We start from the raw sequence: 13,646 nt of genomic DNA, 5'->3' as shown, positions 1-13,646 counted from the left end.
TCGGCCGGAACGAAGCAACCTTGAGCGCAACCGCCTCCCGACGACCACCAGGTTCGTGGTTGGCGGAGCGCGAGGGTGGCGCCTATCTCCCTTCCGCCAACCGGTCCGCAGTTCTCGCTGGCAGTCCTGCGTCCCGCACCGCGCCGGCGACGCGCTCGACGTCGTACTCCACGCGGTGCTCGGTCACCTCCAGGGTGTCGAGGTCGAGCACCGCGAACGCCGCCCGCGGGTCGCGGTCACGGGGTTGCCCGACACTCCCGGGGTTGAGAACGACGCCCTCGTCGAACCGCTCGTGGTGCTGGACGTGCGTGTGGCCGAGCACGAGCACGTCCTCCGCGCCGAGCAGCGACGCCGAGAAGTCCTCGGGGTACGTGTAGCGGTCCTGGTCCTCCGGGTGGTCGTGGACGACCTTCAGGCGGCCGTCCGCGAGCGTGCGCTCGCGAGGGAGGTTCTCGATCCACGTCCGCTGGACGTCGTTGAGTTCCGCGTTCGCGTGCTCGACGCCGGCCTGGGCCATCCCGTTCCCGCGGAAGTTCCGCCCGGTCGCCACCATCCGGTCGTGGTTGCCCATCACCGTCGGGACGTTCCGCTCGCGGAGGACGTCCACGCACTCTGCGGGCCACGCGTTGTAGCCGACCACGTCGCCCGCACAGACCAGGCGGTCCACGTCCGGCATATCCTCGAGGACGGCCTCCAGGGCGACGAGGTTCGAGTGGACGTCCGAGACGACGCCGACCTTCATGCCCGGGAGTCGGGCGGCCTCGCCCTTAGTTGTCCGGTCCGTTCTCCACGGCCGTCGCGTAGCCGTCGCCAGCCCGGGTCACGCCGACCGCACAGACCGCGTGCTCGAACGCCGCGCCGTAGGCCTCCTCGGCCGCCTCCTCGGGGGTGTCGGCGTCGAAGCCGATGGGCTCGGGACTGTCCTTCTCGTAGGTCGCGACGAGCGTCGGCTCCTCGACGCGTTCGACGAGCAGCGCGTCCTTGCGCACGGTGCCGACGTAGGCGTCGCCCTCCGGCGTCAGCACGCCCGCGATGCGGGGCGTGTCGTAGTCGTCCTTCTCGTAGTCGAGTGCGAGCAGGCTCTCCGCGAGGGCGTCCCGCGCGGGGTAGCCGAGGCCGAGTTTCTCCGCGACGGGGTCGACGTGGCTGCCGTTCCCGACCACGGCGTGGTCCGCGGACTCCCGGTAGCAGTTGTAGGAGACGTAGGGGTTGTCCGTCTCCGGAGCGTCCGGCGTCGGCGCGACGGTCAGCGAGTCCGCGCGCTCGACGACGCGGCGATTCGGGAACGACCGCGAGGAGACACGGTACGCTGCGACCTCCGGACCGACGACGACGAAGCGTCCGACGTACATGCTCGAACGTGCACTCTCGGCCAGCAAATACTCGTCGGTTGTGCACGTTCGAGCTACCTGTCGCCGGTAGTGGCATCCCCGGAACCACCTGGTATCACCGCCGTCACCCGCTGACACCGCCGTCCGCGAGCGACTAAGGGGCTGGCGCCGCTACGAACAGTGCGGTCACCCGCCCGGCGCGCCACGGCGGCACTCGTGTTGCCGCGCGCGCCGACTTCCACACCAATGTCGCAGACCAAAGCAGACTACGAGGACGACGTAGCGTACGACGAATCACTCGACGAGCTCCCGACCGACGAGGAACTCGAGACCACCGTCTCGAACCTCGAGGACCGCGGCTTCGACGTCGTAGTCGTCGACAGCGGCGAGGACGCCCTCGACGAGGTCGTCTCCCGCATCCCCGACGGCGCGTCCGTGATGAACGGCCACTCCACGACGCTCGAGGAGATCGGGTTCGTCGAGCACCTCGCCGGCGACCACGACTGGGAGGACTTCCACGACCACGTCGGCGCGGCCGACGACGACGCCGAGCGCGCCCGCCGCCGCCGCGAGGCCCAGGCCGCCGACTACTTCCTCGGCAGCGTCAACGCCATCGCACAGACCGGCGAACTCGTCGCCGCCGACGCCTCCGGCAGCCGCGTCGGCGCCTACCCGTTCGCCGCCGGCAACCTGCTGCTCGTCAGCGGCGTCAACAAGGTCGTCGACGACCTCGAGGCGGCCCGCGACCGCGTCCGCGACGTCGTCTACCCGCTGGAGGACGCCCGCGCCCAGGACGCCTACGGCGTCGGCAGCGTCGTCGGCAAGGAGTTCGTCTACCACCACGAGAACACCGAGGGCCGCACCACCCTCGTGCTGATCCGGGACCGACTCGGCTACTGAGGACGCCCGCACCCGGCGGCCTCGTCACACCCTAGCACGACTCCCTGGCAGGGTTCGCAACACTCATAAGCCACAGCCGTCTTGTAACGCGTGCAGACAGCAGTCCCGTGGGGTAGTGGCCAATCCTGTTGCCTTCTGGGGGCAACGACGGAAGTTCGAATCTTCCCGGGACTACTTCTCTCCGAACTTCGCGAGGAGTGAATCGTCCGGATTCGACCCCTGGGAGACCGCGTCTCCCTCCGGTTCGAATCTTCCCGGGACCGTGACTTCTGACGTTCGAATCCTAGCGTTACGCAGTCTCGTCGCTACAGACGGCTCGGAGGACTTCTCGCAGTGGTTGCCAATGCGGGTTCTCTATTCGGCGTCAGGGGTGAGCCTGCCGTTAGAGACACAGTGAACGTGGCTCGCGTGGGTGCCGGTGGTACTGCCCTCCGTCGCTGTTGCAGCACGCGGTGGGCATCCCGCCCCACGAACAGTTACCTGAAGAGCGCCATCCCAAGCACGCCCGCGAGCGAGAGGCCGAGAAAGAAACATAGCAGGAGCAGGCGGCGCGGCCCGCCGGCTTCGGTGGGGGCGCTGAGGAGGTCGTCCTGTTCGACGAGGGGGTCGGGGGTCTCGGAGTTCTCGTTGAGGCTGGTGGCGCCCGCGAGCAGGCTGAAGACGGTGAGACTGCCGAACGTCAAGGCTAACGCAGCCAGGGCGAGGGGAACGACTGCGAGGCGGCGAGCGCGTACCCGAGAGCGGCCACGACGGCGGCTGCGCCGCCGCCGTAGAGGGCGGGGGAGATGAGGACCCGGAGGTTCATATTCCGCGTTGGAACCGTCAACGTAAAAGGGTATGGAAGGGTGGAATATCGAGTTTAGACGCCAGCCTGACCGGGGAAATTGCACACCTACTCACCGATTCAGTCGCTCCAGCTCCTATTCTGAACAGAGAACCCGCGCTAGCAACTACTGCTGCCAACTCCGGGTCGTATCGACGCGCTTGACGGATCACGGTCCCGAAAAATGGGTTCCTCGCAGAGCGACCGCGTCAGTCCGCCGCGGCGGGCGCCGACGCTTCTTCGGCCGCTTCGAGGAGCGCGCGTTCGGCGTACACCTCCAGGAGCTGAGCGCGGAACTCCCCGGACGCCTGCAGGTCGTCCATCAGCATCGCCTCGTCGACGTCGTCGGTCGCGCGACTCGCGGCGTTCGCGGCGCTGTCGTCGTCTATCGAGCCGCCCTCGATGGCGTCGGCCACCGACGGCAGCAGGACGCCCTGGCCGACCACGCCGTTCGCGCCGACCCGGGCGTCGGTGACGGTGCTGCCGTCGACGTCCAGCAGGACGGAGACGCCGATTATCGCGTACCCCGAGGACGGACTCGGCTTCTTCGCGTAGGCGCCGACGGCGCCGTCCGCGACGGGGACCTCGACGCGCGTCAGCAACTCGTCCTCCGCGAGGTCGGTGGCGTACATCCCGTAGAAGAACTCCTCGGCGGGGATCTCGCGTTCGCCGTCCGGCCCCTGGGCGACGAGCGTGGCGTCCGAGACGAGTGCCGCCCCAGGCAGATCCGAGGCGGGGTCGGCGTGCGCGAGGTTGCCGCCGACCGTCCCCCGGTTCCGGACCTGTGCGTCGCCGACCTCGGCGACGGCCGCGGTCATCGCCGGTGCGTGTTCGCGAGCGGCGTCGGCGTCGAGGAGGTCGCTGTACCGCGTCATCGCCCCGATAGAGAGCGTGTCGCCGTCGGCGCGGACGCCGTGGAGTTCGTCGACGTCGCCGAGGTCGACGAGTACGTCCGGACTCGACAGTCCGGTCTTCATCGCGGGCAGGAGGCTGTGCCCGCCCGCGAGCAGTTCGACCTGCTGGCCGCCGTACTCGCCGAGCAGTTCGACCGCGTGGTCGACCGACTCCGCCTCGTGGTAGTCGAACTCGTCGGGGAACATCAGCGCTCACCCCCTTCGTCCGCGTCCGAATCTCCGCGCTCCCCGCTGCCGTCCGCGGTGGCCTGGCCGTTGACGGCGCGCCAGACGCGCTCCTCGGTCATCGGCATCTCGACGCCGTCGACGCCGAACGGTTCGAGGGCGTCCGAGACGGCGTTCACGACGGCCTGCGGCGCGGCGATGGTGCCCGCCTCCCCGACGCCCTTCACGCCGAGGGGGTTGTGGGGACTCGGTGTCACCGTCGACTCGGTCTCCATCTCGGGGATGTGCTCGGCCTTCGGCACCGCGTAGTCCTGCATCGACCCCGTCAGGAGGCTGCCGTTCTCGTCGTACTCCGCGCCCTCGTAGAGTGCCTGGCCGACGCCCTGGGCGACGCCGCCGTGGATCTGGCCCTCCACGATCTTCGGGTTGATCTGGTTGCCGACGTCGTCGACCGCGACGTAGCGCTCGAACTCGATCTCGCCGGACTCGGGGTCGACCTCCACGATGGCGACGTGGGTGCCGAACGGGAAGACGAAGTTGTCCGGGTCGTAGAACGACGTCGCCTCCAGGCCGGGCTCCTCGTCCTCGGGGATGTCGTGGGCGAGGTACGACTGCGCGGCGACGTCCTTGATGCCCATCGAGCGGTCGGGAGCGCCCGCGACGCGGTACCGCCCGTCCGAGAACTCCACGTCGTCGGGGTCGGCCTCGAGCTGGTGGGCGGCGATGCGTTTGCCCTTCTCGACGACCTTCTCGGCGCTCTTCACGAGCGAACTCCCGCCGACCGCGGCGCTCCGCGAGCCGTACGTCCCCATCCCGTGGGGGATCTCGTCCGTGTCGCCCTCGACGACCTCCACGTCGTCGTAGGGGATGCCGAGTTCGTTCGCGACGATCTGGGCGTACGTCGTGCCGTGGCCCTGCCCGTGGTCGGAGGTGCCACAGAACGCCGTCACCGTCCCGGAGGGGTGGAAGCGCACGACGCTGGACTCCCAGAGCCCGGCCTGCGCGCCGAGCTGGCCCGCCAGCTCCGAGGGCGCGAGCCCGCACGCCTCGATGTAACAGGAGAACCCGATGCCGAGGTACTTGCCCTCCTCGCGGGCCTGCGCCTGGCGCTCGCGGAAGCTCTCGTAGTCCACGAGGTCCTTCGCCTCCTGCATCGGTTTCTCGTAGTCACCGCTGTCGTAGACGACGGCGACCTGCGTCTCGAACGGGAAGTCCTCGCTGTCCACGAAGTTCCGGCGGCGGAACTCCGTGGGGTCCATGTCGAGTTCGCGCGCGGCGAGGTGCATCGTGCGCTCGACGACGAACGACGCCTCCGGGCGGCCCGCGCCGCGGTAGGCGTCGACGGGCGGGACGTTCGTGAACGCACCCTCCACCGAGCAGTGGATGGCGGGGATGTCGTACTGGCCGGAGAGCAGCGTGCCGTAGAGGTACGTCGGCACCGCGGGCGCGAACGTCGAGAGGTAGGCGCCGAGGTTCGCCTTCGTGTCGACGCGGAACCCCTCGATGTCGCCGTCGTCGCTCACCGCGAGTTCGGCGGTCGTCTCGTGGCCGCGACCCTGCGCGTCCGTGATGTACGTCTCCGAGCGCGTGGCGACCCACTTCACGGGCCGTTCGAGGTGTTTCGCGGCCCACGCCACGAGCGCCTCGTCGGCGTAGTGGTGGATCTTGCTCCCGAACCCGCCGCCGACGTCCGGCGCCTTGATGCGGAGTTTGTGCTCCGGGTGGTCGATGACCCCCGACATGAGCAGCCGGTGGACGTGGGGGTTCTGGGTCGTCATGAACACGTCCAGCTCGTCCGTGCCGGGCGAGTAGTCCGCGACCGCCGCGCGGGGCTCCATCGCGTTCGGGATCAGCAGCTGGTTGTCCGCCTCGAACTCCACGACGCGGTCGGCGTCCGCGAACGCCTCGTCGGTCTTCGACTCGTCGCCGATCTCCCAGTCGAGGGCGACGTTGCCGTCGGCCTCCGCGTGGAGTTCCGGCGCGTCGCCGGCGAGTGCGTCGCTCGGACTCGTCACAGCCTCCCGGCGCTCGTAGTCCACGTCGATCTCGTCGAGTGCGTCGTGGGCGAGGTAGCGCTCCTCGGCGACGACGACCGCGATGGCGTCGCCCTGGTAGCGCACCCGGCCGTCCGCGAGAATCGGGTGGTCGACGGCGTTCAGGCTCGGCAGCAGCCACGCCACCGGCAGCATGAACGGGAGCTCCCCCGGCGTGTCCTCGCGCGCCAGGTCGTCGTGGGTGTAGACGCCGATCACGCCGTCCATCTCCTCGGCACCGCTCGTGTCCACGTCCTTGATGTCCGCGTGGGCGTACTGGCTCCGGAGGATCGCCATGTGCGCCGTGTTCGGCAGCTCGATGTCGTCCGTGTACTCGGCGTCGCCCGTGATGAGCGAGGGGTCCTCGCGGCGCTCGATTGCCGACCCGAGGATGTCCGCGGCGTCCACGTCGTCCGGGTCGACGGAGTCGATGCTCATTCCGAACCACCTCCGTCGCCGGTCGGGTAGTCCGCGGTGAGGTCCAACTCCGCTCCGCCGTCGGACCGGTGGTCCGACGAGGGTCGCGTTCCACCGGGACGCTCCCCGCCGTCCGCTGCCGCCGTCTGCTGGCCGCCGGGTGCGGTCTGCAGCTGTTCGGCGGCGTTCTGGACGGCGTTCACGATGTTCTGGTAGCCCGTGCACCGACAGAGGTTCCCCTCGAGGGCCTCCCGGACCTCCTCGCGGTCGGGGTCCGGGTTCTCCTCCAGGAGGTCCGCCGCGGACAGCATCATCCCGGGCGTGCAGTACCCGCACTGGAGGCCGTGTTCCTCCTGGAACCCCTGCTGTATCGGGTGGAGGTCGCCGCCCGTCGACAGCCCCTCGACGGTCTGGATCTCCGCGCCGTCGGCCTGCACGGCGAGCGCCGTACAGGACTTCACCGCGTCGCCGTCGAGGCGCACCGTACAGGCGCCGCAGGTACTCGTCTCGCACCCCACGTTCGTGCCCGTGTAGCCGAGTTCGTCCCGGAGCGCGTGTACGAGCAGTGTTCGGGACTCGACCGTGAGGTCGTGGTCCGTGCCGTTCACCGTCAGTGTGATGTCGTGTGTCGTCATGTCTTGTCTCCCCTCGACCGGCCGAGCAGCCGGTCAGTGAGGCTTCGGTCGTCTGTCTCTCCGTCGCCGTCGGCCATCTCCAGCTCCCGGAGCTCCTGCTGGACGGTGGCGAAGAACCGCTTCACCACCTGGTTGGCGACCGGGTTGACGACGCGCTGGCCCATGTTCGCGACGCGGCCGAACACGTCGGCCTCGGTCTCCCAGTCGACGGCGACGCCGTCGTCGGTCTCCGAGAGCGCCATCGAGGACGCCATCTCGAAGGAGCTGTCGCCCGAGGACCCCTCGCCGGACGCCGACATCTCCGGGAACTCCCGGTGGTCGACGGTCACGACGGTCTCGAACGTCGGGTTCACCGGACCGACGCTGATCTGGACGAGCGCGGCGTACGTGGCGCCCTCCTCGAACGCGCGCTCCTCGATGACGTCCGGGTCGGCGGTCGGCTTCAGGTCCCGGTCGGCGTACTGCTCGCGGAGCGCGTCGAAGTCGACGTCCTCGTCCTCGACTTCGACGAGGAACTCACAGCCCGGGAGCGCGGCCGCCACGAGCACGGGGTCCGAGAGGGCGAGCCACACCTCCTCGGTGGTCGTGTCGTCTAGCTCGAACGTACCGTCGAATTTCATCGTGGACAGTCACCTATTGCTGGGTGTGAACAACCCTCGTGGTAACGTCTGTCCCCGGCGGCAAAAGTGTTCGTGTGGAACAGGAAACGGCTGGAAAAAGTAAATAGAACTCGTTACGAGCCGGAACTCGCGTAACGAGTTAAGCGCCGATTACCGGCGGACGGCCGTGGATTCCAGCTGACTCGGCGGCCGTTCGGCGCCGCCTCCCCTTTCTCTCTCGCTCCCGAAGACAGAAAACTGATGCCCGCCGTCCGTGAAACACTGCCAGTCCGATGCTCCGTTCCGCCCTCCACGCCCTCCGTACCGTGTTGTTCGACCCGGCGACGTTCTTCGAGCGGAACCCGCCGGAGGACTCGTTCCTCGGTGCACTCGCCGCCGTCTCCGCCGTCGCGGTGCTCAGCAGCCTCGTGCTCGCCCTGATCGGCGTGTTCCTGGCGTCGCGAATCGACGCCACGGTGACGGTGACGACCCTTGAGCCGTGGTCCGAGTCGATCTGCCAGAGCTACGCCGAGATGGAGGGGCCGCTCCCCGAGCCCTGCACCATCGACGAACCGCAGACGAAGCAGGTGTCCGTCGGGGCGAAACTGCAGTCCGCGGTGTTCGGCCGGATTCCCTTCGCGTTCTTCGGGACGTACGTCGGCTGGCTGCTCGTCGCCGTCGGTCTCCACGCGGTCACCGCGTTCACGAGCGGGAGCGGCTCGTTCGGGGACACGCTCGTCGTCACCGGCTGGGCGACCCCCGCACAGCTCGTGTCGACGCTGTTCGGGGTCGTCGGCATCGCCCTGGCGTTCGGCGGCGTCGACTTCGCGAGCGACCCCGAACTGCTGGCGGACCAGCTCCGCCGCCTCGCGAACACCTCCAGCAGCGCGCTCGGCGTCCTCGGCACGTTCGTCGGCGTCGCGTGGCAGGCGTACATCTGGACCCACGGCCTCCACGAGAGCCACGACAGCTCGCTCGGCGGCGCCGCCACCGCAGCCGGCATCGTGGGCGTCGTGCTGTTCGTGCTCTCGCTGGCGTAACCGTCCACTTTCACTTTCACCTCGCGGCAGGATGCGGTATATGGGGCGAACGAGCCCACGTACAGACAGGTGACTGATGGATGAGAACCACGCCGACGCGGGCTGGCGCGTCAAGTGCCCTCGCGGGCACACGCGTCTGCGGCGGCTCCGGGACGGCCGGTACTACTGCCGGAGCTGCGACACGCACTACGAGCCGACCGACCTCCGGGGGTGAGCGAGCGTGTCGATAGACCCCCGGGCGAACTCCGTGGCGAACGGCACGCGGAGCGTCCTCAACGGCAATCCCGACGCGACCGCTCGCCTCCCGTCGCCCGCCGAGACGTACGAACTCTCGGACCTCCCCGAGGAGGTCCGCCGCGTCTTCCGGCGGTTCCGGGAGCACGGCATCGTCGAGGCGGTGTCCCGCTCCGACGGCGGGTCGAACGTCTACCGTACCGACCCCGGCGCCTACGAGGTCGCCCGCGAGATCCGTCGCGAGCGCCGCACGCTCCCCTGCGGTCACGGCGGGATGCGGAACCTCCGCGGCGACGACTACTCCTGTAGCGACCCCGACTGCGACGCGCGCTACGACCGCGACACCGTCGCCGACGTGCTGTTCGCGTAACGTCTGACGCTCGTCTGCTCTCCGCGGGCGCCGTTTCGACTGGAGAACTCACCGACGGCTCGCGGTCCCAGCGACCTCCTCACTACCTTCTGGCACGCGAAACCGTGGGGTAGCGCGGCGACGCGACCCCTTCGTTTCGACTGGAACGTGGTGTGCGAGCACGCCTCACTTCTCGACGTCGAGCAGCGCCACGCGCTCCCGGACGACCCCGGAGAGGTCGTCGACGACCGCGTACTCGTCGTCGCTCACGTCGAAGAACTCTCGCAGCGCCGCCGGGTCCCCGCCGAGGGTCGCCCGCTCGTCGAGCAGGTCCGCGACCGCGCTCGCAGCGGCCGCTTCGTTCTCACCATCCACGACGACGACTACCTCGTGTTCGCCCTCGTCGACGCCCATCGCGAGCGCGCGTCGAATCTGGCGGCGGCCCGCCGCGTACAGCAGAATCTCGACTGCACGGTCACTGGCAACGTTCTCCCCGCGCTCGAACGCCCGGTTCGCGTGCGCGACGGCGGACTCGAGGTGCGCGCGGTCCGCGACGTAGTCCGCGTCGAACGCCTGCACCGCACAACCGTGCTCGTCGCCGACGTCGCCGAGGGTGGCGACGAACGCGTCCACGTCGTCGACGCTCGCGACGCCCTCGACGACTCTCACGAGAAGTCCCCCAGGTTCGCCTGCCCGTCGCGTTCGCTCTCCTCGACCGCCGCGACCGTGTCTGCGTCCGCGTCGACGTCCGTCAGGTCCGGGTTCGGGTGGCCGACGTTCTCCAGGATGCGCTCGGCCGTCTTCCGGCGCCCCCGGACCGCGCCCAGGACGACGCTCTTCTCGGCGTTCCGGAGGTCCGCCCGCGTCTCGATGCCCGCCTCGTACAGCCGTCGCGCGCGCTTCCGGCCGACGTCCCTGACGCCCGCGAGGTCCAGTAGCTCCTCGCGGACGCCGTACTGCACGCGCTTGCGGGCCGCCCGGACCGCGGTCGCGCCGACGCCGATGTCGGCGGCGAGCCGTTCGGTCGCGTTCAGCAGCCACTCCGCCGTCTCGACCTTCCCGCGGATGTCCCCCGGCCCGACGCCGTAGCGCTCCGCGATGCGGTCCTCGTCGAGTTCCGAGGCCCAGTCGTCGAGGAGCTTCGCGGTCTTCAGCGCCGACAGCCAGTCCTCCCAGTGGGCCTCCTCCTCTCGGGGCGCCGGGCCGAGCAACTGGTCCTCGACCTCGTAGGCCAGTTCCGTGTACGTCTCCCGGTCGCCAGACCGGAGGTAGAGCTCATACATGTCCGGCGTCCGGCTCACGAGGTGGTAGAGCCCGAGCGGCGTCAGTTCGACGTCGACGTCCTCGGGAATCGGCTCCGCCTCGGTCTGGAGGTCGCTGGCCGTCTGGAACGGCCCGCCAGCCTCGTCCGCGCGGCTCGCGGCTTCGCCGCTCGCTCCGTCCGCGGCCTCGCTTCGCTCGGCCGCGCGTGCGGCATCCCGCAGTCCGTCCACGAGCGTCGCCGCGCTCATCGGGTCGACGTACAGCTGGCTCACGAGGTGCCCGGTGGTGGTCGCGCGCAGCGCGCCGTTCTCCCGCTCGACGAACTCGTTGGCCTCCAGGTAGGCGAGCACGTCCCGCGTGACGCTCTCCAGGCGCCTCGGATCGTCTGTCTGGGCGGCGTACAGCGTCTCCCCGAGGAACTCGTGGAGCGCCTCCTCGGTGGTTGTGAACCCCGTCGCGACGGCCGCCAGCACGTGCGTCCGGAGCGCCGGCTCGGCCGCGAGTTTCGAGCGCACGGGGTCGGGCTCCGCGTAGATGTAGCGGTCGAACAGCTCCTCCAGTTCGTCGTGACCGTTCGCCAGGAGGACGGCCTCCCCGTACGGGTCGAGGCCCGGGCGGCCCGCGCGCCCGAACATCTGGTGGACTTCGAGCACCGAGAGGGGTTGCATCCCGCCCGCGGTGCCGTCGTAGCGCTGCCAGTCCCGCACTACGACCCGTCGCGAGGGCGTGTTCACGCCCGCCGCCAGCGTCGGCGTCGCCGCGACCACGCGGATGAGGCGTTCCCGGAACGCGTCCTCGACGAGTTCGCGGTGTTCGCGGGCGAGGCCCGCGTGGTGGAACGCCGCGCCCTTCGCCACGGCGTCCGCCAGGTCGTCGCTCGTCTCCGTGTCGCTGACGCCCCGGATCTCCTCGGCCACCTCGCGGAGGCGGTCGCGCTGGTCGGCGCTCAGCGACCCCTTCGTCACGTCCGAGAGCCGGCGGGCCGCCGCTTCGGCGTTCCGCCGGGAGTTCACGAACACGAGCGTCGAGCCGTCGTCCTTCAGGGTATCAGCGACGACGGCCGCGGTCTGGCTCCCTGACCCCACCGAGAGCTCCTCCTGGGTGCCGTCGTCGTAGTGGACCGCCTGCCCGTAGTGGACGCCCGTCCGCAGGTCGATGGGCCGCCAGTCGGTGTCGACGAGCGCGGCGTCCAGCCAGTCGGCGATCTCGTCGGCGTTCCCGACCGTCGCCGACAGCGCCACGACCTGGAGGTCGGGCACGCGCTGACGGAGTTTCGCGAGCGTCACCTCCAGGGTCGGGCCGCGGTGCTGGTCGTCCACGAGGTGGACCTCGTCGGCGACCACGCAGGCCAGGTCGTCGATCCAGCCCGCGCCGTTGCGCACGAGCGAGTCGACCTTCTCGGAGGTGGCGACGACGATGTCGTTGTCCGAGAGCCGTTCGCCGTCGCTCTGGTAGTTCCCCGTCGAGACGCCCACCGAGATGCCGAACTGCTCGAAGGCCTCGAACTCGGTGGCCTTCTCGCCGGCGAGCGCGCGCAGCGGCACGATGTACAGCGCCGTGCCGCCGCGCTCGATGGCCGACAGCATCGCCAGTTCCGCGATGAGGGTCTTCCCGCTCGCAGTCGGCACGCTGGCGACGAGGCTCTCGCCCTCGGTGGCGCCCGCCTCGACGGCCTCCGCCTGTGGGGGGTAGAGCTCCTCGATGCCCTCGCTCTCGAGGTGCTCGGCGACCCCCTCGGGCAGCCCCGAGATGTCCGCGACGTTCATTGGACCGGGATAGGCACGTCCCGCGGTTTAAACTGTCGGGGCGGACGTGCAGGGGTGGTCGTTCTCGTCCCCGGCAACGATCTACCCCGGGGCTGCCGCAGACCACTATTCGAGTACGACCGGGACACCTGCACCGGGACGTTCCAGTGCGTCGCGAAGTGGGAGGAGGGCGTCGAAATCGACAGAGAGAGTGCGTCGTCACTCGGCGCGACCGACCCAGCGGAGGGCTGGCGCGAGGGTCCCGTGGACGCGTGCCGGATGCGAGTTCGGCGCGATCACTCCTCCGCCGACAGGTCCAGTACCGTCGCTTCCTCGCGGTAGCGCTCGTACTCGGCGAGCGCCCACTCCCGTGCGGCGGGGTCGCTCGTGTCGACGAACGCCCGGAGCATCCCGGTCTCGGCGTCGTACCCGCCGACGCCGATCCGGTCCTCGAAGATCGCGAGCCCGTACGGGAGGTCGGGGTGGGTGGAAAGCGTCAGCCGCCCGGAGTCGACCGCGGCGCGGACCTCGTCGGGGTAGCTGTCGACCACGGCGTCGACGACGGCGGGCAGGTAGACGACGTCGACCTCCATCCCGCCGAGTATCTCGTCGCGGATGTTGTCGACGAACACGGGCGCGATGGTCGTCGTGTCGAACCCGCGGAGGCTCGGCGACGCGACCAGGAGTTCCATGAACCGGCCGACCGGCCCGTAGGGGTTCGTCGGTGCCATCGTGGTGACAGTGGCGTCCTCGAACAGCGACACGTCGATGGCCGCCGCGTCGTCGCCGACCGCTTCCAGCAGTGGCTCGAGTCGACTGGCCGTCCGGACGCCCCGGCGGAACGACGCGACCTCGGCGGCGACCGCCCGCCCGAGCGGTGTCAGTCGGAACTCGCTGCCGTCCTGTACGATCAGGCCCCGGCCCTCCAGCGCTCGGACGACGCGGTGGACGGTCGTCCGCGACACGTCCAGCGTCGCCATGAGGTCGGCGCGGTCCATCGCCCCCTCGTGGAGCGCGTCGAGCGTATCAGCCCGCTTGATACTCTCGATCGGGAGACTGTTGTCCCCTCCTTCGGGCGTCTCGGCGGCCATTACAGTTCCCGCGCAGGCACACATCAAAGCTGTTTCCTCTCGTGGAACGCGTTCCACGTTCCGGACGTCGTCCGCTCGCCGAACGACGTGCGGTGGATGCATATAGG

At 69.7% G+C, this 13,646-nt stretch carries 15 protein-coding genes and 1 tRNA gene; 6 read left to right on the top strand and 10 right to left on the bottom strand.

What is annotated here, in order from left to right; all coding sequences use genetic code 11:
• Positions 1-82 precede the first annotated feature (82 nt).
• A complete protein-coding gene (locus tag LT965_RS06940) occupies positions 83-742 on the bottom strand; it encodes a metallophosphoesterase family protein (protein ID WP_232703291.1) in 660 nt (219 codons plus the stop codon).
• 25 nt (positions 743-767) lie between these two features.
• Complete coding sequence (locus LT965_RS06935) at positions 768-1,352, bottom strand: IMP cyclohydrolase (RefSeq protein ID WP_232703290.1); 585 nt, start codon at positions 1,350-1,352, stop codon at positions 768-770.
• Between the two features lie 225 nt (positions 1,353-1,577).
• Between LT965_RS06935 and LT965_RS06930 the strand changes: the two genes are divergently transcribed.
• Positions 1,578-2,231, top strand: a complete 654-nt coding sequence (locus LT965_RS06930; protein WP_232703289.1) for an LUD domain-containing protein — start codon at positions 1,578-1,580, stop codon at positions 2,229-2,231.
• A gap of 101 nt (positions 2,232-2,332) precedes the next feature.
• Positions 2,333-2,405, top strand: a tRNA-Gln gene (locus tag LT965_RS06925).
• A 302-nt stretch (positions 2,406-2,707) separates the two neighbouring features.
• Here LT965_RS06925 and LT965_RS06920 read toward each other — a convergent pair.
• The 5 genes from LT965_RS06920 to LT965_RS06900 all read right to left on the bottom strand — a co-directional run bounded on the left by LT965_RS06920 (position 2,708) and on the right by LT965_RS06900 (position 7,838).
• Entirely contained in the window at positions 2,708-2,914 is a 207-nt protein-coding gene (locus tag LT965_RS06920; RefSeq protein ID WP_232703288.1) for a hypothetical protein, read from the bottom strand.
• Positions 2,915-3,263: 349 nt separating this feature from the next.
• Positions 3,264-4,154, bottom strand: a complete 891-nt coding sequence (locus LT965_RS06915) for an FAD binding domain-containing protein (protein WP_232703287.1) — start codon at positions 4,152-4,154, stop codon at positions 3,264-3,266.
• Entirely contained in the window at positions 4,154-6,604 is a 2,451-nt protein-coding gene (locus LT965_RS06910; protein WP_232703286.1) for a xanthine dehydrogenase family protein molybdopterin-binding subunit, read from the bottom strand. The genes LT965_RS06915 and LT965_RS06910 overlap by 1 nt, the downstream gene beginning before the upstream one ends.
• Positions 6,601-7,218, bottom strand: a complete 618-nt coding sequence (locus LT965_RS06905) for a (2Fe-2S)-binding protein (protein WP_232703285.1) — start codon at positions 7,216-7,218, stop codon at positions 6,601-6,603. The genes LT965_RS06910 and LT965_RS06905 overlap by 4 nt, the downstream gene beginning before the upstream one ends.
• Positions 7,215-7,838 (bottom strand): SRPBCC family protein, encoded by a 624-nt coding sequence (locus LT965_RS06900; protein ID WP_232703284.1) that lies wholly within the window; start codon positions 7,836-7,838, stop codon positions 7,215-7,217. The genes LT965_RS06905 and LT965_RS06900 overlap by 4 nt, the downstream gene beginning before the upstream one ends.
• Before the next feature lie 272 nt (positions 7,839-8,110).
• Here LT965_RS06900 and LT965_RS06895 point away from each other — a divergent pair, with 272 nt between their 5' ends.
• The 3 genes from LT965_RS06895 (at position 8,111) to LT965_RS06885 (ending at position 9,461) form a co-directional block, all read left to right on the top strand.
• On the top strand, positions 8,111-8,857 hold the full coding sequence (locus LT965_RS06895; protein ID WP_232703283.1) for a Yip1 family protein: 747 nt from the start codon (positions 8,111-8,113) through the stop codon (positions 8,855-8,857).
• Between the two features lie 76 nt (positions 8,858-8,933).
• Positions 8,934-9,071, top strand: a complete 138-nt coding sequence (locus LT965_RS06890) for a hypothetical protein (RefSeq protein WP_232703282.1) — start codon at positions 8,934-8,936, stop codon at positions 9,069-9,071.
• Positions 9,072-9,077: 6 nt separating this feature from the next.
• Positions 9,078-9,461 (top strand): hypothetical protein, encoded by a 384-nt coding sequence (locus LT965_RS06885; RefSeq protein WP_232703281.1) that lies wholly within the window; start codon positions 9,078-9,080, stop codon positions 9,459-9,461.
• A 165-nt stretch (positions 9,462-9,626) separates the two neighbouring features.
• Here the strand turns inward: LT965_RS06885 and cgi121 are convergent, their stop codons facing one another.
• Positions 9,627-10,109 carry a KEOPS complex subunit Cgi121 gene (gene cgi121, locus LT965_RS06880; protein WP_232703280.1) on the bottom strand — a complete coding sequence of 161 codons (483 nt, stop codon included), beginning with the start codon at positions 10,107-10,109 and terminating at the stop codon, positions 9,627-9,629.
• Positions 10,106-12,469: an ATP-dependent DNA helicase gene (locus tag LT965_RS06875; RefSeq protein WP_232703279.1), complete on the bottom strand. Its 2,364-nt coding sequence runs from the start codon at positions 12,467-12,469 to the stop codon at positions 10,106-10,108. Before LT965_RS06875 ends, cgi121 begins: the two co-directional genes overlap by 4 nt.
• Here LT965_RS06875 and LT965_RS16690 point away from each other — a divergent pair.
• Positions 12,422-12,790 (top strand): ferredoxin, encoded by a 369-nt coding sequence (locus LT965_RS16690; RefSeq protein WP_432419311.1) that lies wholly within the window; start codon positions 12,422-12,424, stop codon positions 12,788-12,790. The two genes, LT965_RS06875 and LT965_RS16690, sit on opposite strands and share 48 nt — an antisense overlap.
• Here the strand turns inward: LT965_RS16690 and LT965_RS06870 are convergent.
• Positions 12,745-13,539: a helix-turn-helix transcriptional regulator gene (locus tag LT965_RS06870; protein ID WP_232703278.1), complete on the bottom strand. Its 795-nt coding sequence runs from the start codon at positions 13,537-13,539 to the stop codon at positions 12,745-12,747. The two genes, LT965_RS16690 and LT965_RS06870, sit on opposite strands and share 46 nt — an antisense overlap.
• Positions 13,540-13,646: the final 107 nt, after the last annotated feature.

This window comes from Halobacterium wangiae, from assembly GCF_021249345.1.
GTDB classification, from domain to species: Archaea; Halobacteriota; Halobacteria; order Halobacteriales; family Halobacteriaceae; genus Halobacterium; species Halobacterium wangiae.
The sequence above is the reverse complement of the archived record's forward strand: the minus strand, read 5'-3'. Positions and strand labels throughout refer to the sequence as shown.

What these genes read in the sequence shown, in the direction of transcription:
- LT965_RS06940 (WP_232703291.1), bottom strand. Translation starts at nt 742, where the DNA reads ATGAAGGTCGGCGTCGTCTCGGACGTCCACTCGAACCTCGTCGCCCTG.
- LT965_RS06935 (WP_232703290.1), bottom strand. Translation starts at nt 1,352, where the DNA reads ATGTACGTCGGACGCTTCGTCGTCGTCGGTCCGGAGGTCGCAGCGTAC.
- LT965_RS06930 (WP_232703289.1), top strand. Translation starts at nt 1,578, where the DNA reads ATGTCGCAGACCAAAGCAGACTACGAGGACGACGTAGCGTACGACGAA.
- LT965_RS06915 (WP_232703287.1), bottom strand. Translation starts at nt 4,154, where the DNA reads ATGTTCCCCGACGAGTTCGACTACCACGAGGCGGAGTCGGTCGACCAC.
- LT965_RS06910 (WP_232703286.1), bottom strand. Translation starts at nt 6,604, where the DNA reads ATGAGCATCGACTCCGTCGACCCGGACGACGTGGACGCCGCGGACATC.
- LT965_RS06905 (WP_232703285.1), bottom strand. Translation starts at nt 7,218, where the DNA reads ATGACGACACACGACATCACACTGACGGTGAACGGCACGGACCACGAC.
- LT965_RS06900 (WP_232703284.1), bottom strand. Translation starts at nt 7,838, where the DNA reads ATGAAATTCGACGGTACGTTCGAGCTAGACGACACGACCACCGAGGAG.
- LT965_RS06895 (WP_232703283.1), top strand. Translation starts at nt 8,111, where the DNA reads ATGCTCCGTTCCGCCCTCCACGCCCTCCGTACCGTGTTGTTCGACCCG.
- LT965_RS06890 (WP_232703282.1), top strand. Translation starts at nt 8,934, where the DNA reads ATGGATGAGAACCACGCCGACGCGGGCTGGCGCGTCAAGTGCCCTCGC.
- LT965_RS06875 (WP_232703279.1), bottom strand. Translation starts at nt 12,469, where the DNA reads ATGAACGTCGCGGACATCTCGGGGCTGCCCGAGGGGGTCGCCGAGCAC.
- LT965_RS06870 (WP_232703278.1), bottom strand. Translation starts at nt 13,539, where the DNA reads ATGGCCGCCGAGACGCCCGAAGGAGGGGACAACAGTCTCCCGATCGAG.